This is a genomic window from Microbacterium sp. HSID17254, from assembly GCF_003989315.1.
Classification (GTDB): Bacteria; Actinomycetota; Actinomycetes; order Actinomycetales; family Microbacteriaceae; genus Microbacterium.
The window spans coordinates 42694-59315 of sequence record NZ_RBLT01000014.1 but is presented as its reverse complement, the minus strand read 5'-3'; the positions used below and the strand labels follow the sequence as shown (position 1 = coordinate 59315).

Sequence of the window (16622 nt, the reverse complement as noted above, 5' to 3'; positions counted from 1 at the left end):
TCGGTCTCCGATCGGTAGGCCTCCATCATCCACGCCCGTCCGCGCGAAGGACGGCGCCAGGCGGGAATGCCCGCCTGGCGCCGTCCCTCCGCGTCTGACGGGGCTAGCCGGCCGTGGCGTTCTCGTACGCCCGCATCGCGGCCTCCTGCGCCTCCTTCAGCGCGTCCCCGGGCGACTTGTCCCCGAGCAGCGCCGCGGTGATGGCGTTGTTCAGCTCGTTCTGGATCTCCTGGCCCGCCGGGGAGGAGCCGAACGACTGCCCGTAGTCCACCACGTCGTAGTAGGTGGAGATGACCTGGTCGAAGCCGGCGTTGCCGCTGTCGGTGACGAAGGTCTCGCGGATGGACTGGTCGGCGGACGGCGACCCGGTGAACAGCCCGGTGTTGATCCCGCCGTCGGTATTCAGGGTCTCGGCACGCGCCTCGCCCGCCGCGTTCCACGCGTCGTCGGAGGTGAGGTTGACCATCCACGCGCACGCCGCCGCGGGGTTCTCCGCTCCGGCCGGGATCACGAACGCGGTGCCCGAGGCGACCGAGAACGGCTCCCCGTCGGCATTCCGGAACGGCACGGCCTCGAGGTCGATCTGGTCGGCGTAGGGGCTCAGCACGTTCGGGTACCACTGCGCGTTCACCTGCGCCCCGACCTGCTGGGCGACGAACTGGTTCTGGTCGCCGAAGGCGTCGAACGAGTCGCTGAAGCTCTTGACGGCCGCGAAGCCGCCCTGCGCGTCGGTGATCTGCTTGAGCATCTCGATGCCGGCCACGTTGCTGGGGTCGTCCAGGGTGGGCGCCCCCTTGTCATCGTTGAGCTGGCCGCCCATGCCGAGGATCCACAGCCCGGCCTGACCGGTCGCGACCGGGTCGAAACCGAGCCGCGTGGGCACACCGCCGGACTCCTGGTACATCTTCTCGATCGCGCCGAGCAGCACGTCGGGCTTCGAGGTGTCGATCTCGTCCGCCGTCACCCCCGCCTCGTCGAGCACAGCCTTGTTCAGCAGGATCGCCGGCGGCTGGTAGAACTGCGGCACCGCCCACACCGCGTCGTCGTAGGTGACGTCGTCGACGACGAAGGGGTACCAGTGGTCGCGCGGCGAGACGTCCTGGGCCGCGAAGCACTCGTCGAGCGGCATGATGAGGTCCTGCGCGGCATACGTGGTCACGTACCGGCGATCCATCTGCACCACGTCGGGCACGTCGCCGCTCGCGATGCGGGTGGTGAACTTCTGCGCGTCGAAGGCCGTCGCGTCGAGGTCGACCTCGACGTCCTTCAGCTGCTCGGCGGCGTAGTCCATGCGCGAGGTGCCGACGTCGTCGGCGTTCTCGAAGCCCCACGCCTTCAGCGTGCCGCTCGGCTCCGCCCCGAAGTCGGCGTCGGCCGCCTGGTCGTCTCCCCCTCCCCCGCCGCACCCGGCGAGGACGAGGACGGATGCCGCGGCGACCGCGGTGATTCCCAGCATGCGTGTGCGCATGACTGCTCCTTTCGATCTGTGGTTCGTCATCCCTTTCGCCCCTGGGTCGCGACGCCCTCGATGAAGGCGCGCTGCCCGAAGGCGAAGAGGATGAGCATCGGGAGGGTCACCAGGAGGGAGGCGACCATGACGTACTGGTAGTCGCCGTGACCGCCCGCGGTGGGGCTGTACTTGGTCATGGCGTACGCGATGCCGAGCGGCGCGGTGAACTCGTCCACCGATCCGGCGTTGAGGTAGATGAGGGCGGCCTGCAGGTTGTTCCAACTGGCCTGGAACTCGAACAGGAACACGATGACGAACGACGGGATCGACAGCGGCATCGCGATCCGCCAGAACAGTCCCCAGGCGCTGGCCCCGTCGAGCCGCGCCGCCTCGAACAGCTCCCGCGGCAGGCCGAGGAAGAACTGACGCTGCAGGAAGATGTAGAAGGCCGAGCCGAAGAGGTTCATGCCCCACAGCGGCACCCAGGTGCCGAGGAGTCCGGTCTCCTTCCAGATGAGGTAGATCGGGATCATCGTCACCGCGCCGGGAAGCATCATCGTCGCGAGCACGAGGCCGAACAGCAGGCCGCGCCCCGGGAAGCGGAAGTAGGCGAACCCGAACGCCACGATCGAGCTGGAGATCGCGACGGCACCGGCGGCGAGCAGCGCGATGGCGATGCTGTTGCCCATCCAGTTCAGCAGCGGGAGCTGATTCCACACCTCGACGTAGTTCTCCGGCACGAACGTCTTCGGGATGAGGGCGTTGTCGAATACCTCGCCCCGGGGCTTGAAGCTCGCCGCGATGAGCCACGCGAACGGGTACAGGAACAGCAGCGCGAACAGCACGAGGATGATGTTCAGCACGATCCGGGCGGCGAGGCTCTTCGGCTGCCGCAGCCGACGACGCCAGCGCGAGCGGGTGGCGACGGTGGTCGTGAACGTGCCCGGGGCCTTCTCGGGCTCCGCCTCGACGGGGACCTGACGCAGGGTCTGGGACATCAGCGGTCTCCCTCGTAGTAGACGAAGCGGTTGCCGACCTTCACCTGGATGAGCGTGATGATCATGATGATGACGAAGAGCAGCCATGCCATCGCCGCCGCGAAGCCGAAGTTGAACTGCCGGAACGCCTGCTGGAACAGGTAGATCGCGTAGAAGAGGGACGCCTCCGGTGACGAGTTGCTCTGATCCCGCCAGAACAGCAGGTACGCCTGGTCGAAGATCTGGAACGCGGCGATCGAGAGCACGATGACGTTGAAGAACATCGCCCCCGAGATCATCGGGAGGGTGATCGAGAAGAACTTCCTGATCGGTCCCGCCCCGTCGAGCGAGGCCACCTCGTACAGCTCGACGGGCACGTTCTTCAGCGCCGCGAGGAAGATCACCATGGTCCCCGCGACGGTCCACAGCGTCATGATCACGATGCTCGGCTTGACCCACGCGGGGTCGACGAGCCACTGCGGCCCCTGGATGCCGAACACCCGGAGGAACTGGTTGATCGCCCCGGAGTTGCCGTTCAGGAGGAGGAAGAACACGGCGGCGGTCGCGACGGCCGGCGTCATCTTCGGCAGGTAGTAGAGCACGCGGAACGCTCCCGCACCCCGCCCGACGCGGTTGAGCAGCAGGGCGAGGATCAGCGCGAACACGATCTCCAGCGGCACCGCCATCACCACATAGAACAGCGTGTTCGCGAGCGAGACGCCCACCCGCGGATCCTCGAAGAGGTTGGCGTAGTTGTCGATGCCGACCGGGCGGGCGCTGTTCGTGGCGAGGTTGTAGCTGCTGAACGAGATGTACAGGCTGTAGACCATCGCGCCGGCCGTGAAGATGAGGAATCCGAGGAGCCAGGGGGAGATGAACAGATAGCCGGCGAGGGCCTCTCGGCGGTTGTACCGGTCCCGCTGGCGGGTCTTGAGCGGCATCCACCTGCCTCCTTTCCGAGGACGCGCAGACACGGCGCTCCGTCCTGGCGCGATGCTAGATCCGGAGAACCGGTTCCCCTCGGGGCTTGCGCAGAACCGTTTCCTGTGGTTCGCCTGAATGCCTCGTCGGCGCGCTGATGCCCCGGGTGACGTTCCTCCCTAGGATGAGGGGAATAAACACGGAGGAGGGCCGGGGGAATGTTCGACGAGCGACGGCGACAGGCAGCGCTCGAGGAACTGGGGATCCTTGACACACCACCCGATGAGCGGGTGGATCGGGTGGCACGACTGGCGAAGGAGATGTTCGGCGTGCCGATGGTCAGCGTCTCGCTGATCGACCGCGACCGGCAGTGGCGCAAATCGCAGATCGGCCTCGGGGGGAACGAGGCACCGCGCCAGGACTCGTTCTGCGACTACACCGTGTCGCAGGACCGGACGGTGGTGGTGGAGGACGCGAGCACGACCGACCTCTTCGCCGAGAACCCGTTCGTGACCGGCGATCCGCACCTCCGCTTCTATGCGGCCCATCCGCTGCACGCGCCGGGCGGCGAGCCGGTGGGGACGCTGTGCGTGCTCGACACGGAGCCGCACACATTCACCGACGCCCAGCAGGACCTCCTGCGCGACCTCGCGTTCTGGGTGCAGACGGAGCTGGCACAGGACGCCGACGTCGACCACGCCGCCGTGGTGCAGCGGGCTCTGCGCCCGCGGGTGCACCCGGAGATCGACGGGTACACGATCGCCGCCGGCGCCGCCCCACGGGGAACGCTCGCCGGGGACTACTACGACTTCTCACGCCACGGGGAGGCCCTGCGCGTGACCCTGGCCGACGCGATGGGCAAGGGCACGGGACCGGCGCTGGTCGCGGCCACGGTGCGCGCCTCCCTGCGGACGGCGCCGGAGCGCTCGCTGTCCGACGCCGTGATCGAGGTGGACCGCCTGCTCGAGGACGATCTCGCGGACACGTCGATGTTCGTCACGGCCGTCGTCGCCGAGCTGCAGCCGGAGACGGGAGACCTCGAGGTCATCGACGCCGGCCACAGCCTCGCTTTCGTCGTCCGGGCGGACGGGTCGTGGACGCCGCTGCGCTCCACGAACCTGCCCCTCGGCATGGGCATGGGCCTCGTCGACCCCCGGGTTCCGGTGACGACGCGGCTCGAGGTCGGCGACGCCTTCCTCTGCTGCAGCGACGGCCTGCTCGACGTGCTCGATCCAGACGACCCGTTCGGCCACGTCGAGCGCGTCCTCGCAGAGATGGGCCCCGGCGGTGCTGTCGGCGAGGCTCTGCGGCTCGCGAACGACGAGCGCGCGACCGACGACATCACGGTCGTCGTCGTGCGGAGGGACACATGACCGCGCGGTTCGCGACGATCCGTGTCCTCGCACTCCTCTCGGTCCTGCTCGGCGTGAACTACGTCGCATGGCGGTGGCTGGAGTCAGTGAACTGGTCGGCCTGGTGGATCGCGGTGCCGCTCGTGATCGCCGAGACCTACAGCCTCATCGACACGTTCCTCTTCTGCCTCACGATGTGGCGCGCGAAGGAGCGCCCGGCGCCGGTATCGCCGCCGCAGGGCACCGTCGACGTGTTCATCACGACCTACGACGAGCCGATCGAGCTCGTCATGACGACGGCGAGGGCGGCGAAGCGGATCGCCTATCCGCACTCCACCTGGATCCTCGACGACGGCTCCCGCCCCGAACTCGAGGCCGAGGCCAGGGCCGCGGGCATCGGCTATCTCACCCGCTCCGAGGACTGGACGGGCAAGCCCCGGCACGCCAAGGCCGGCAACCTCAACAGCGCGCTCTTCCAGACCGACGGCGAGTTCCTCCTCATCCTCGACGCCGACCAGGTGCCCGACCCGCTGATCCTGCACCGCACACTCGGCTACTTCGCCGATGATCCTGAAGTCGCCCTCGTGCAGACGCCGCAGTGGTTCGTGAACGTCGACGAGGCCGACCCGCTCGGCAGCCAGGCGCCGCTGTTCTACGGGCCGATCCAGCAGGGGAAGGACGGCTGGAACGCGGCCTTCTTCTGCGGCTCGAACGCCGTGCTCCGCCGCGAGGCGCTCATGCAGCTCGGCATCGTGGGCTACGTGCGGAACGTCACCGACTCCGCGGCGCGGGCGCTCAAGACCTCCGAGGCGCTGATCGCCCGCGAGGCCGAGGCCGCGACCGACCCCGCGCTCGCCACCGAGCTCGGCGCGCTACGCATCGCGATCGCGCGCGGACGCAAGGAGCTCGCCGCGGGTACGTCGGTCGCCGAGGTCGCCGCCCGCGTGGGCACAGCGGTCGACGACGCCTCCCGCATCCTCGTGGCGCACGACCTCGCTGGCATCCGCGCCGACCTCGCCGTGATCGAATCCCTGCCGGTGCAGCACGACGCCGAGCTCGGACAGGTGATCGTGGACGAGGCCGGGCTCGACGCTCTGGCCGCCTCCGACCTCTCCCCCCTCACCGCCGTGGAGGCCGTCCGCGGACTGCTCGACGCGCTCCGCCTCGACCGGGCCGATGAGGCCCAGCCGATCCTCCCCCTCGCCACGATCTCGGTGACGGAGGACATGGCGACCGCGATGCAGCTGCACGCCCTCGGCTGGAAGAGCGTCTACCACCACGAGATCCTGGCGCACGGCCTCGCCCCGGAAGACCTCAGGACGATGCTCACGCAGCGGCTGCGGTGGGCCCAGGGGACGCTGCAGGTGATGCTGCGCGACAACCCCCTGGCCAAGCGCGGACTCTCGGTGGGGCAGCGCCTCATGTACTTCGCGACGATGTGGAGCTACCTCTCCGGCTTCGCCGCGATCGTCTACCTCGCCGCGCCCGTGATCTATCTCGTGTTCGGGGTGCTTCCCGTCACCGCCTGGTCGGTCGACTTCTTCGTGCGGTTCCTGCCGTACTTCCTCGTCAACCAGGCTCTGTTCCTCGTGGTCGCGAAGGGGGTGAAGACCTGGCGGGGTCAGCAGTACTCGCTCGCGCTGTTCCCCGTGTGGATCCGCGCGTGCTGGACGGCCTTCGCCAACGTCGTGCTCGGCCGGCCGCTGTCCTTCGCCGTGACCAGGAAGGACGGCCGGGATCCGCGCGGCGTCCCCTGGCGCGAGATCTGGCCGCAGCTCACCGCCATGGTCGTACTCGTAGTCGCCCTCGTCATCGGGGTCGCCCGGGTCATCGTCGGCACGGGCGACGGCACCGGCACCCTCGTCAACACGGCCTGGGTCCTGTACGACCTGGTCGTCCTCAGCGTCATCATCCAGGCGGCGCGCTATCGCGGTCCCGCCGCGCAGGTCCTCGAGAAGGAGTCGAATGAACGTCAGCACTGACACCAGGGACGGGTACGCCGTCGTCGCGATCACGGGGCGCCTGACCGCCTCGGGCGCGCCGTTGCTGCGCAACGCGGTGAGCGACCTCGTCGCCGCCGGGCAGCCGCGCATCGCGATCGACCTCAGCGGCACCGAGTTCGTCGACTCCTCGGGCCTCGGCGCCCTGGTGGGCGGCCTCAAGAGCGCCCGGGTGGCCGGCGGCGATCTGCGCATCGCCGCCGTCCCCGAGGCCGTGCGCACCGTCCTCCACCTCACCAACCTGGATCGCGTGCTCCGCGACTACCCGACGCCGGAATCGGCGTTCGATGGACGCTGACATCCGGGCCTTCCACATCGACGGGCCCGCCGGGCTCGCCCTCGTCGACCGCGCCCTCGACGAGCTCGACCGGCTCTGGACTCAGGCTCCGGAGGTACCGGCGCAGGACCAGGTGCTGTTCACCCTGGCGCTGAGCGAGGTCACGACCAACGTCGCGCAGCACAACGAGCACGCGGACGTCGTCCTGAGCATCGACGTCCGCGTGACGGCGGAGGAGCTGCGGGCCTACATCCGCGACACCGCCCCGCCGGCACCGATCGACTGGGACGCGGTGTCGATGCCGGGCGAGGAGGCGGAGAGCGGACGCGGCCTCGCGCTGTCGCAGGCGGCGCTCGACGAGTTCACCCACACGGTCACCGATCTCGGCAACACCTGGGTCCTCGTCCGGCGCGTGGATCCGGCGCGCGAGGCGGGCGGCTGACCCGTCAGGCGAGCCAGGCCGGTGCGCGTCCGCGGAGTGCCGCGGCGTCGATGGAGTAGCGGCCCGCCCCCGTGAGCGCGAGCGCCAGAGCCGCCGCACCGAGCACGGCGACGAACTCGTAGCCGCCGGCCGTCACCCACAGGCCCGCGGGCAGGTGCACGAGCACGAGGGCCACCAGCATGTCGACGGCGAGGAGGATGCCGACCGGACGCGTCAGCAGTCCGAGGATCAGCAGGATCCCGCCGATGAGCTCGAGGAAGGCGACGACGGGCGCGGCGATCTCGGCGAGCGGGACCCCCATGCCGGCGAAGCTGCCGATGGTCCCGGGGATCGTGAACTCGAAGATCTTCTGGGCGCCGTGGGCGGCGAAGATCGCGCCGACGACGATGCGCAGGACGAGGAGTCCGAGCGACGAGGCGGAGGAGGCGGAGGCTGTGGTGTTCGTCATGAGGAGGTTCTTCCTTCGTGGCAGGACACCCGCGCGGGCGCGGACCAGGGCTCTTGCCCTGGCCCCCACGGTAGGAACCGTTCTTTTCCGTCCGCTGAACGCATCGGGTTCGCGGACGGGGCGACCTCAGCGGGAGCCGACCTCGTGGAGCATCCGCTCCCGGGCGCCGTCGAGGTGAGCCGAGAGGACCGCGGCGGCGTCCTCCGGGGCTCCCGTGCGCATGACGTCGAGCAGCTTCACGTGATCGTCCGACGACTCGTGCAGGTCTTCGTCGTGATTGATCGTGACCTCGAGCAGGGCCGTGAACGTGGGGAGGTATTGGTTCCAGGCGCCCTCCAGCCGCGGGTGATCGGCGAGGGCGTAGATCTGGGAGTGGAAGTCGAGGTCGGCCGTGACGAAGGCGGCATGGTCACCCGCGTCCGCGGCCTCGGCCATGCGCTGGACGGCATCGGCCATCGGCTGCCATCGGTCGTCGTCGTCGACCCGCATCGCGCGCGACAGGGCGAGCTGCTCCAATGCGCCTCGGAGGCTGTAGAGCTGGTCGACGTCGTCGCTCGTGAGGCCCACGATGTAGACGCCGCGCGGGCGCTGCACCTCGACGAGCTTCTCGAAGCTGAGCTGGGTGAGGGCGTCGCGCACGGGACCGCGGCTGACGGCGAACTCCTCCGCGAGGGCCTCTTCGGTGAGCCGGGCCCCCGGCGCGAGCTCCCCTCGGACGATGCGCTGGCGCAGCACGCGCGCGACCTGCGCTCCGAGCGACTCCCCGCGCGTGACGGTCTGCGTCATGGTGACCTCCTGTTAACAGTTGACAGGATACACACCGGGTGCGCGGTCAGGCTCCGGAGCGCGGACTCCAGAGCACCAGCTCGGTCGAGCGGCGAATGCGGCGGCCGGTCGGCATGGGCACGACCCCCGCGGATCCGGCGGCGAACACCCGCACGCCGGGACGGCTCTCGCGCTCGGCGCGGAGGGCGCCCTCCAGCGCGACGACACGGTCGCGCAGCATCCGGTTCTCGTCCTCCAGGTCGAGGAGCCGGGCGATCGCGGGGAGACTGACCCCTTCGGAGGAGAGCTGGGCGACCTCGCGCAGCTGCTCGATGTTGCGGTGAGAATACCGACGGGAGCCGCCGGGCGTCCGTCCCGGCACCACGAGGCCGATCCGGTCGTACTGACGGAGGGTCTGGGGGTGCAGGCCGGAGAGCTTGGCGGCTGCGGCGATCGCGAAGACCGGGGTGTCCGCGTCCATCACGCCTTCCTTCCTGATTTCACGTCAGGCCGTCGCGCCGGGTCAGGCAACTCCCTTCCGGAAGCGCCTGACCCGACGCGAAAGCCTGTGCTCGTCAACGGCGGGCTTTCGCCATGAGCTCGGCCCGCGGATTCTCCTGCGGCTCCAGCTCCTGGAACCGCTCGAGAGCCTCGCGCGCGGCGTCGTCGAGGTGCGTCGGAACCGCGACCTGGAGCTCGGCGAGCAGGTCACCGGTCCCCTTCGCGGTCGCGACACCCCGACCCTTGACGCGGAGCACGCGGCCCGACGGAGTTCCGGGGGCCACACGCAGCTTCACCACGTCGCCGCCGAGCGTCGGGACCTCGATGGTCGCGCCCAGCGTCGCCTCGGTGAAGGTCACGGGGACCACCACGCGGAGGTTGAGGCCGTCCCGCGTGAAGACCGGGTGCGGACGCACCGTGATCTGCACCACGATGTCTCCGCTCTCCCCGCCGTCCGGCGAGGGGCGACCACGGCCGCGCAGCCGGATCTTCTGCCCGTCGGCGACGCCCGCGGGGATCTTCACCTTGAACGGCTTGCCGTCTTCTCCCTGCAGGGTGATGGTCTCGCCCTGCACGGCGGTGCTGAAGTCCAGCGTGGTGCGGGCCGTGACGTCGGCGCCGCGCTGCGGACCACCGAAGCCCCGGAAGCCGCCGCTCGGCTGCCCGAACCGGCCACCGCCGAACGAGCTGCCCTGGCCCTGGTTGAACATCGCGAAGATGTCCTCGAAGTCGGCGGTCTGGCCGCGCCCCTGCTGTCCGAACCGGCTGAAGACGTCTTCGAACCCGCCGGCGCCCGAGCCGCTCGCCGTGAAGCGAGCGCCCGAACCCATGGCGCGGATCTCGTCGTACTCCTTGCGCTGCTCGGCGTCGGAGAGCACCGAGTACGCCTCGCTGATCTCCTTGAACTTGGCCTCGGCCTTCGCATCGCCCTGATTGGAGTCGGGGTGATACTTGCGCGCGAGCTTGCGGTACGTCTTCTTCAGGTCAGCGTCGCTGACGTCCTTCGAGACCCCGAGGGTCTTGTAGAAGTCCTTGTCGAACCAATCCTGGCTGGCCATCGATCACCTACTCCGCAGGGACGGCGACGACGACCTTCGCAGGACGCAGCTCGACCTCGCCGAGGCGGTAGCCCACCTCGACGACCTCGAGCACCGTGGTCTTCGAGGTGCCGGGGGTCGGCTGCTGGAAGATCGCCTCGTGACGCTGGGGGTCGAACTCCTCACCCTTCTCGCCGTAGGCGACCACGCCGAGGCGCTCCACGACCGCGCGCACCTTCTCGGCGATCACGGCGAAGGGGCTGCCCTCGACCAGATCGCCGTGCTGCTCGGCGCGGGCCAGGTCGTCGAGCACGGGGATGAGACCCTTGGCGGCCTCCCCCTTCGCGCGCTCGATCTCGATCTGGCGCTGCTCCTCCGTACGGCGGCGGTAGTTCGCGTACTCCGCCTGCAGGCGCTTGAGGTCGGTCAGCAGGGCGTTCTCGGCGTCGGCGATCGCGGCGTCGCCCGCGGCGGCATCGGCCGTCTGCGCGGCACCGAGGATGTCCTCGACCGTCAGCCCTTCCTCCGCCTCGGCAGCCGCGTCGACCGGGGTCTCGTCCGAGCCCTCGGCGGCCTTCGCCTCGCGGGAGTCCTGGTTCTGCGGCACGGGGCCGGATGCCTGAGCATCCGACCCCTCCGGAACCTCGTTCTCGTCGAAGTTCTTGTCCGTCATGATTACTTCTTCTCGTCCTCGTCGTCGACGACCTCGGCGTCGATGACGTCCTCGTCGGAGGAGGGGGCGTCACCGGTCGGGGTCTCGCCCTCGGCCGAAGCGCCGGCGGCGTCCGCCTGCGAGGAGGCGTAGATCGCCTCGCCGAGCTTCGACTGGGACTGGTTGAGCTTCTCGAACGCGGTTTTCACGGCCTCGTCGTCGTCGCCGGCCAGTGCCGTCTTGAGTGCGTCGACGTCGGCCTTGACCTCGGTCTTCACGTCCTCGGGGAGCTTGTCCTCGTTCTCGGAGATGAGCTTCTCGATGGAGTAGGCGAGGGTCTCGGCCTGGTTGCGGGTCTCCGCAGCCTCACGACGCGCCTTGTCCTCGGCGGCGTGCTCCTCGGCCTCGCGCACCATGCGCTCGATGTCCTCCTTCGACAGCGACGAGCCGCCGGAGATGACGATCGACTTCTCGGTGCCGGTGCCCTTGTCCTTCGCGGACACGTGCACGATGCCGTTGGCGTCGATGTCGAACGTGACCTCGATCTGCGGGATGCCGCGAGGAGCCGGCGCGATGCCGGTGAGCTCGAACGTGCCGAGCGGCTTGTTGTCGCGCGTGAAGTCACGCTCGCCCTGGAAGACCTGGATCGCGACGGACGGCTGGTTGTCGTCGGCCGTGGTGAAGGTCTCGCTCCGCTTGGTCGGGATGGCCGTGTTGCGCTCGATGAGCTTGGTCATCATGCCGCCCTTGGTCTCGATGCCGAGGGAGAGCGGGGTGACGTCGATCAGCAGGACGTCCTTGCGCTCGCCCTTGAGGACACCGGCCTGCAGCGCGGCGCCGACGGCGACGACCTCGTCCGGGTTCACACCCTTGTTGGCTTCCTTGCCGGTCTCGCGCTTGACGAGCTCGGCGACGGCGGGCATACGGGTCGAACCACCCACGAGGACGATGTGGTCGATGTCGGAGACCTTGATGCCGGCCTCGCGGATGACGTCCTCGAAGGGCTTCTTGGTGCGGTCGAGCAGGTCCTTCGTGAGGTCCTCGAACTTCGCGCGGGTCACGGTCTCGGAGAGCGAGACGGGACCCGAGTCGGTCAGCGACAGGTACGGGAGGTTGATGCTCGTGGACGTGGAGCTGGAGAGCTCCTTCTTCGCCTGCTCCGCGGCCTCCTTGAGGCGCTGCAGGGCGATCTTGTCACCTGAGACGTCGACGCCCGTGGTCTCCTTGAACTGCTTGATCAGGTAGTCGACGAGACGCTGGTCCCAGTCGTCTCCACCGAGACGGTTGTCACCGGCGGTGGCGCGCACCTGGATCGTGGAGAAGTCGTCGTCCTTGCCCACCTCGAGGAGGGAGACGTCGAACGTTCCGCCACCGAGGTCGAAGACGAGGATGAGCTCGTCCTCCTTGCCCTTGTCGAGGCCGTAGGCCAGGGCGGCCGCGGTCGGCTCGTTGATGATGCGGAGCACGTTGAGGCCCGCGATCTCACCGGCCTCCTTGGTGGCCTGACGCTCGGCGTCGTTGAAGTACGCCGGAACTGTGATGACGGCGTCGGTCACGGTGTCGCCGAGGTAGGACTCGGCGTCGCGCTTGAGCTTCTGGAGGATGCGCGCGGAGATCTCCTGCGGCGTCCACTTCTTGCCGTCGACGTCGAAGCTCCAGTCGGTGCCCATGTGGCGCTTGACCGACGCGATCGTCCGGTCGACGTTGGTGACGGCCTGGCGCTTCGCGGTCTCGCCGACGAGCACCTCCCCGTCCTTGGTGAAGGCGACGACCGAAGGGGTCGTGCGGAAGCCCTCGGCGTTGGCGATGACCTTGGGCTCGCCACCCTCGAGGACGCTGACGACGGAGTTGGTGGTTCCGAGGTCGATACCGACAGCACGTGCCATGTGTTCTCTCCTTTGTTGGGAAGTCTGTAGTGGTCTGGAAACCTGCGGCGATCAGGGAAACCTGAGTCGCGATGGCTCAAGTGTACGCCGGGGCCGAAACGCTGTCAAATGAACTTGATATGAACAGGCTCAAGTTTTGCCCGCCGGGCGGTCAGATGTCCGCGAGCCGCCATGCTTGACTCTCACACGGTGTCAGACGGGAGAACAGAGACATGTTGTCCATCGGAGCGTTCGCGCAGATCGGCCAGGTGACCCACCGGATGCTCCGGCACTGGGACACGGCCGGGCTGCTCGTCCCCGCCCACGTGGACGAGTTCACCGGCTACCGGTCGTACGACCCGTCGCAGCTCGAGCGCCTGCACCGGATCGTCGCCCTGCGTCAGCTCGGCTTCGGCCTCGACGACATCTCGGCGATCCTCGCCCAGGGCGTCGACGCCGACCGGATCGCGGCACTCCTGCGCATCCGGCGCGCCGAGGTGGAGCAGGAGCACCGGCTCGCCGCGGCGCGACTCGTCGATGTGGAGCGGCGCCTCCACCTCATCGAGAAGGAGAAGCACATGTCGCAGATCGAGATCGTCCAGAAACCCCTCCCCGCCGTGCGCCTGGCGGCCGTGCGCACCGTCGTCGCCGAGCAGCCGGCGGTCGCCGAGGTCGTCGGCCCCTCCTTCGACGCCGTGGCCGAGGTCATCGGAGACGAGTGCGGCGCCCTCACCACCCCGATCGCCCAGTACCGGACGCTGCCGGACGGGATGGAGATCGTCGCCGGATACTCCTACTCCGGCCCCGCCGCCGACGGGATCGAGATCATCGAACTCCCCGCCGAGGAGGACGCCGTCTGCGGGGTGCACCTCGGCTCGATGGAGCGGATCGCGCAGAGCTGGGACGCCATCCACACCGAGGTGGTCGCGCGCGGCCTCGTGCACGCCGGGCCGTGTCGGGAGCTCTACGTCCGCGCCGTCGGGGAGGACCAGTCGGACTGGGTCACGGAACTCCAGCAGCCCGTCGCGCGCCGCTGACGCGGAGGCCGCACAGACGGGGCGGCCGGGGTCACTTGCCCCCGGGAGGGCCGACCAGCAGCAGGATCACGTACAGCGCGACGATGCCCACGACCAGCAGCACCGCGAGCACCCAGGGGCGACGGAGGAACCAGCGCATCAGGCGGTCGTACCAGCGGCGGTCGCGCGGGTCGTCGGTGGCGTCGAGGCGCCAGTCGCCCCGAAGACGGCCGGTGCGGTGCAGCCAGATCTCCATCGGGATGGTGGCGTACGGCACGACGGCGCTGAGGACCGCCAGCACACCGACGCCCGGGTGCCACCGCTGGTTGAGCGCGACGAGGACGGCGGTCGCGGCGTAGGCGAGGAACACGAACCCGTGGATACCGCCGCCGACCGTCACGACGCCACCGGGGGCTCCGACGGCGCGGGCGATGATCGCGGCGATGAGGAGGGTCCAGGTGATCGCCTCCGCGATCGCGAGGACACGGTACAGGCGGCCAGGGGTGCGGAACACGGAACTCCTCGGGTGGGGTACCCCTCCAGCGTATCCCGCTTCGAATCGCCCACTTGGCCCCATCCGGCGCCGAAATGGAGCAAGGTGAGCGATTCGAAGGGGAATAGGGGGACGGCAGCCGACGTTGCCGAAGGCATGGTGACGGTGGACGCGGATGCGCTGTCCGCTGTGCTCGGCACGGTGGACCTGCGGGTGGGGATCGCCCGCCGCGTGCGGCTGAGCCCCGGAGGACTCCTCCCGCTGCCGCCTGGCCGGATCACCCTCGTCTACCTCGCCGACGGCGCCGTGCATGGGCATCCGCCTCTGGGCACGGGGTGCCGCCTCGACGTGGACCGTGACTCGCAGCAGCTCACGGTCGAGGAGCCAGGACACCGCGACCGACTCGTGTCCGGCGACGCCTTCCTGCTGCTCCGCGGCGACACCTTCGCACTGGAGGCCCATGCCGACACCACGCTCCTCGTCGTCGACATCGAGCTCGCGGACACCGCCTCTCCCCTCCCCGCGCTCCTGCCGCCCTTCCTCGCGGTGACCGGATTCGACGCGCTGGAGCCGGCCGCCGCCGCCCTCGCCGAGAACATGGGAGTGGTCGATGCGCCCGCGTGCCCGGTGCGCCAGGGAGACCCGTTGATCTGTCGGATGATGGCGACCACCGTGCTGCTCTCGGTCATCCGGGCCTGGGCGGCCAACGGCTGTGCGCCCGTGGGGTGGCCCTCGCTGTCGAAGGACCCCTTCCTCGACCGCGTGGTGGACGCCATCCACGAGCAGCCGGGACGGGACTGGACCGTCGAGCGCCTGGCCGCCGTCGGGGCCATGTCGCGGTCGGCCTTCGCGGAGCGGTTCCGCCTGGCCGTGGGCCGCTCCCCCGCCGACTATGTGACCGAGGTGCGGATCGACGCCGCGAAGCGGATGCTCCAGGCCGGGCAGTCGGTCTCGAGCGTCTCGCGCGAGCTCGGCTATGCCTCGGACGAGGGGTTCAGTCGCGCCTTCCGCCGCCGGACGGGGATGACGCCCTCCTCCTGGCGCGCCTCGCACTCCCTCGTCCCCGCCTGATCCCACGACATCCTCCCCCGCCTGGGCGGGCATGGCTTCGGAGATCCGGGGCGACACGCCGGCCCCGAGCCCGAGGGGACGGCGTGTCGTCGGCCTGCTCCGAAGTCGAGCCCGGGCGGGCACGAGGTCAGGGGCGGGAGCTGCGGCGGTTCGAGAGGCCGAACAGCACGGCACCGGCGAGGAGGGAGACCGCACCGATGGTGTAGACGAGCTCGATGCTCAGGGTGTCGACGAGGAGTCCGCCCACACCGGCCGCGAGCGTGATCGCGCCCTGGAACCCGACGACCACGAGGCTCCCCCCGGCCTCCAGGCGGTCCGGCATGCGGTGGCCCACCCAGGTGTTCACGACGATCAGCCACGACGAGAAGAAGAAGCCCCAGAGGAGCACGACCGCACCGATGCCGATGATCGATCCGGAGAAGAGCACCATCGACACCACGGCGGCCGAGATCACCAGCGGCGCGAACACCGCGAAGAAGGCGAAGGAGCGGTCGATCACGAGGCCGATGGAGAGGTTGCCGAGGAGGCCTCCGACGCCGAACAGCGCCAGCAGCACGACGATCGTCGAGGCGTCCACGTCCGGGATGCGCTCCAGCGCGAGGCGGACGTAGGTGTAGGCGAGGAAGTGGCCGAGCACGACGAGCACGTGTCCGACCATCCCGAGTCCGATGCCCGGACGCCGCACCGTGTCGACGAGCAGACGCAGGCTCGACGCCCGCTCGGCCGGGACGGTCGGCAGCGCCCATCGCAGGGCCACGGCCAGCACCACCATGAGCACTCCCGCGATCGCGAACACGGCACGCCAGTCGACGACCTCGCTCAGCATGACCCCGAGCGGGACGCCGGCGACCGTGGCGAGCGAGACGCCCGCGGAGGTGAACATCACCCCGCGACCGAGGTGCTCCGGCCCCGCGAGCCGCGCGGCGACCGTGATCGACATCGTCCAGTAGGCGCTGATCGCCGCTCCCAGCAGGAACCGCGCCAGCAGCACGACCACGAGGTTCGGCGCGATCGCGACCACGAGGTTCGACACGGCCGCGGCGAGCGCCATCCACACCAGCAGCGACCGACGATCCAGACGGGGGAACACGAGGCCGACGGTCGGGGCGACGAAGAGCCCGACGAGCGCGGTGACGGTGACGGTCTGCCCGGCCTGGCCGGGGGTCACCCCGAGACCGTCCGCCATCTCGGTGAGCACTCCGTTGGGGAGGAACTCGGCGGTCACCAGCAGGAAGCCCATCACCATGAGGGCGATGAGTCCGCCGTAGCGGATGCGGTCGACGCGGGTGGTCGGCAGGGTCGGGACGGGGGCGGTCGTGGTCATGCTTCCAGACTCGCAACGGGGGCGGGCGCGC

Annotated in this window: 17 protein-coding genes; 6 read left to right on the top strand and 11 right to left on the bottom strand. The window is 69.5% G+C overall.

Going from position 1 to position 16622, the window contains the following annotated elements:
• Window positions 1-103 precede the first annotated feature (103 nt).
• The 3 genes from D8M34_RS10470 to D8M34_RS10460 are packed head-to-tail and all read right to left on the bottom strand — an operon-like array spanning window position 104 to window position 3368.
• A complete protein-coding gene (locus D8M34_RS10470; RefSeq protein WP_126893947.1) occupies window positions 104-1468 on the bottom strand; it encodes an extracellular solute-binding protein in 1365 nt (454 codons plus the stop codon).
• A gap of 26 nt (window positions 1469-1494) precedes the next feature.
• Window positions 1495-2448: a carbohydrate ABC transporter permease gene (locus D8M34_RS10465; protein WP_025102660.1), complete on the bottom strand. Its 954-nt coding sequence runs from the start codon at window positions 2446-2448 to the stop codon at window positions 1495-1497.
• Window positions 2448-3368: a carbohydrate ABC transporter permease gene (locus tag D8M34_RS10460; RefSeq protein WP_025102661.1), complete on the bottom strand. Its 921-nt coding sequence runs from the start codon at window positions 3366-3368 to the stop codon at window positions 2448-2450. The genes D8M34_RS10465 and D8M34_RS10460 overlap by 1 nt, the downstream gene beginning before the upstream one ends.
• A 198-nt stretch (window positions 3369-3566) precedes the next feature.
• Here D8M34_RS10460 and D8M34_RS10455 point away from each other — a divergent pair, with 198 nt between their 5' ends.
• From D8M34_RS10455 to D8M34_RS10440, 4 genes are read left to right on the top strand one after another with little or no spacing between them, the layout of a single operon-like run.
• Window positions 3567-4721 (top strand): PP2C family protein-serine/threonine phosphatase, encoded by a 1155-nt coding sequence (locus D8M34_RS10455; protein WP_126893945.1) that lies wholly within the window; start codon window positions 3567-3569, stop codon window positions 4719-4721.
• The gene (locus D8M34_RS10450) at window positions 4718-6682 is read left to right on the top strand and encodes a glycosyltransferase family 2 protein (RefSeq protein WP_126893944.1); all 1965 of its coding nucleotides are present in this window, start codon (window positions 4718-4720) and stop codon (window positions 6680-6682) included. The genes D8M34_RS10455 and D8M34_RS10450 overlap by 4 nt, the downstream gene beginning before the upstream one ends.
• On the top strand, window positions 6666-6998 hold the full coding sequence (locus D8M34_RS10445) for an STAS domain-containing protein (protein WP_025102664.1): 333 nt from the start codon (window positions 6666-6668) through the stop codon (window positions 6996-6998). The genes D8M34_RS10450 and D8M34_RS10445 overlap by 17 nt, the downstream gene beginning before the upstream one ends.
• The gene (locus tag D8M34_RS10440; RefSeq protein WP_025102665.1) at window positions 6988-7419 is read left to right on the top strand and encodes an ATP-binding protein; all 432 of its coding nucleotides are present in this window, start codon (window positions 6988-6990) and stop codon (window positions 7417-7419) included. Before D8M34_RS10445 ends, D8M34_RS10440 begins: the two co-directional genes overlap by 11 nt.
• Window positions 7420-7423: 4 nt before the next feature.
• On the opposite strand, the gene D8M34_RS10435 is transcribed toward D8M34_RS10440, so the two are convergent.
• From D8M34_RS10435 to dnaK, 6 genes are all read right to left on the bottom strand, one after another.
• On the bottom strand, window positions 7424-7867 hold the full coding sequence (locus D8M34_RS10435) for a DoxX family protein (RefSeq protein WP_060921594.1): 444 nt from the start codon (window positions 7865-7867) through the stop codon (window positions 7424-7426).
• A 126-nt stretch (window positions 7868-7993) separates the two neighbouring features.
• Entirely contained in the window at window positions 7994-8653 is a 660-nt protein-coding gene (locus D8M34_RS10430) for a GntR family transcriptional regulator (RefSeq protein WP_025102667.1), read from the bottom strand.
• Window positions 8654-8699: 46 nt separating this feature from the next.
• Complete coding sequence (locus tag D8M34_RS10425) at window positions 8700-9113, bottom strand: heat shock protein transcriptional repressor HspR (RefSeq protein ID WP_029989135.1); 414 nt, start codon at window positions 9111-9113, stop codon at window positions 8700-8702.
• A 94-nt stretch (window positions 9114-9207) separates the two neighbouring features.
• Complete coding sequence (locus D8M34_RS10420; protein ID WP_025102669.1) at window positions 9208-10191, bottom strand: DnaJ C-terminal domain-containing protein; 984 nt, start codon at window positions 10189-10191, stop codon at window positions 9208-9210.
• Window positions 10192-10198: 7 nt separating this feature from the next.
• Window positions 10199-10843 (bottom strand): nucleotide exchange factor GrpE, encoded by a 645-nt coding sequence (grpE, locus tag D8M34_RS10415; RefSeq protein WP_060921591.1) that lies wholly within the window; start codon window positions 10841-10843, stop codon window positions 10199-10201.
• A 2-nt stretch (window positions 10844-10845) separates the two neighbouring features.
• Complete coding sequence (gene dnaK, locus D8M34_RS10410; RefSeq protein WP_025102671.1) at window positions 10846-12708, bottom strand: molecular chaperone DnaK; 1863 nt, start codon at window positions 12706-12708, stop codon at window positions 10846-10848.
• A 212-nt stretch (window positions 12709-12920) separates the two neighbouring features.
• Here dnaK and D8M34_RS10405 point away from each other — a divergent pair, with 212 nt between their 5' ends.
• On the top strand, window positions 12921-13724 hold the full coding sequence (locus D8M34_RS10405) for a MerR family transcriptional regulator (protein WP_126893943.1): 804 nt from the start codon (window positions 12921-12923) through the stop codon (window positions 13722-13724).
• A gap of 31 nt (window positions 13725-13755) precedes the next feature.
• On the opposite strand, the gene D8M34_RS10400 is transcribed toward D8M34_RS10405, so the two are convergent.
• Window positions 13756-14217, bottom strand: coding sequence for a DUF3817 domain-containing protein (locus tag D8M34_RS10400; RefSeq protein ID WP_025102673.1), 462 nt, complete (start codon window positions 14215-14217; stop codon window positions 13756-13758).
• A gap of 84 nt (window positions 14218-14301) precedes the next feature.
• Here D8M34_RS10400 and D8M34_RS10395 point away from each other — a divergent pair, with 84 nt between their 5' ends.
• Window positions 14302-15267 carry a helix-turn-helix domain-containing protein gene (locus D8M34_RS10395; RefSeq protein WP_238695639.1) on the top strand — a complete coding sequence of 322 codons (966 nt, stop codon included), beginning with the start codon at window positions 14302-14304 and terminating at the stop codon, window positions 15265-15267.
• A 127-nt stretch (window positions 15268-15394) separates the two neighbouring features.
• Here D8M34_RS10395 and D8M34_RS10390 read toward each other — a convergent pair whose 3' ends face one another.
• Window positions 15395-16591: an MFS transporter gene (locus D8M34_RS10390; protein ID WP_126893942.1), complete on the bottom strand. Its 1197-nt coding sequence runs from the start codon at window positions 16589-16591 to the stop codon at window positions 15395-15397.
• Window positions 16592-16622: the final 31 nt, after the last annotated feature.

Excerpts from the sequence above, each read along its gene's own strand:
- D8M34_RS10455 (WP_126893945.1), top strand. The coding sequence starts at position 3,567 with ATGTTCGACGAGCGACGGCGACAGGCAGCGCTCGAGGAACTGGGGATC.
- dnaK (WP_025102671.1), bottom strand. The coding sequence starts at position 12,708 with ATGGCACGTGCTGTCGGTATCGACCTCGGAACCACCAACTCCGTCGTC.
- D8M34_RS10470 (WP_126893947.1), bottom strand. The coding sequence starts at position 1,468 with ATGCGCACACGCATGCTGGGAATCACCGCGGTCGCCGCGGCATCCGTC.
- D8M34_RS10405 (WP_126893943.1), top strand. The coding sequence starts at position 12,921 with ATGTTGTCCATCGGAGCGTTCGCGCAGATCGGCCAGGTGACCCACCGG.
- D8M34_RS10435 (WP_060921594.1), bottom strand. The coding sequence starts at position 7,867 with ATGACGAACACCACAGCCTCCGCCTCCTCCGCCTCGTCGCTCGGACTC.
- D8M34_RS10430 (WP_025102667.1), bottom strand. The coding sequence starts at position 8,653 with ATGACGCAGACCGTCACGCGCGGGGAGTCGCTCGGAGCGCAGGTCGCG.
- grpE (WP_060921591.1), bottom strand. The coding sequence starts at position 10,843 with ATGACGGACAAGAACTTCGACGAGAACGAGGTTCCGGAGGGGTCGGAT.
- D8M34_RS10390 (WP_126893942.1), bottom strand. The coding sequence starts at position 16,591 with ATGACCACGACCGCCCCCGTCCCGACCCTGCCGACCACCCGCGTCGAC.
- D8M34_RS10465 (WP_025102660.1), bottom strand. The coding sequence starts at position 2,448 with ATGTCCCAGACCCTGCGTCAGGTCCCCGTCGAGGCGGAGCCCGAGAAG.
- D8M34_RS10420 (WP_025102669.1), bottom strand. The coding sequence starts at position 10,191 with ATGGCCAGCCAGGATTGGTTCGACAAGGACTTCTACAAGACCCTCGGG.
- D8M34_RS10460 (WP_025102661.1), bottom strand. The coding sequence starts at position 3,368 with ATGCCGCTCAAGACCCGCCAGCGGGACCGGTACAACCGCCGAGAGGCC.
- D8M34_RS10425 (WP_029989135.1), bottom strand. The coding sequence starts at position 9,113 with ATGGACGCGGACACCCCGGTCTTCGCGATCGCCGCAGCCGCCAAGCTC.
- D8M34_RS10450 (WP_126893944.1), top strand. The coding sequence starts at position 4,718 with ATGACCGCGCGGTTCGCGACGATCCGTGTCCTCGCACTCCTCTCGGTC.
- D8M34_RS10440 (WP_025102665.1), top strand. The coding sequence starts at position 6,988 with ATGGACGCTGACATCCGGGCCTTCCACATCGACGGGCCCGCCGGGCTC.
- D8M34_RS10445 (WP_025102664.1), top strand. The coding sequence starts at position 6,666 with ATGAACGTCAGCACTGACACCAGGGACGGGTACGCCGTCGTCGCGATC.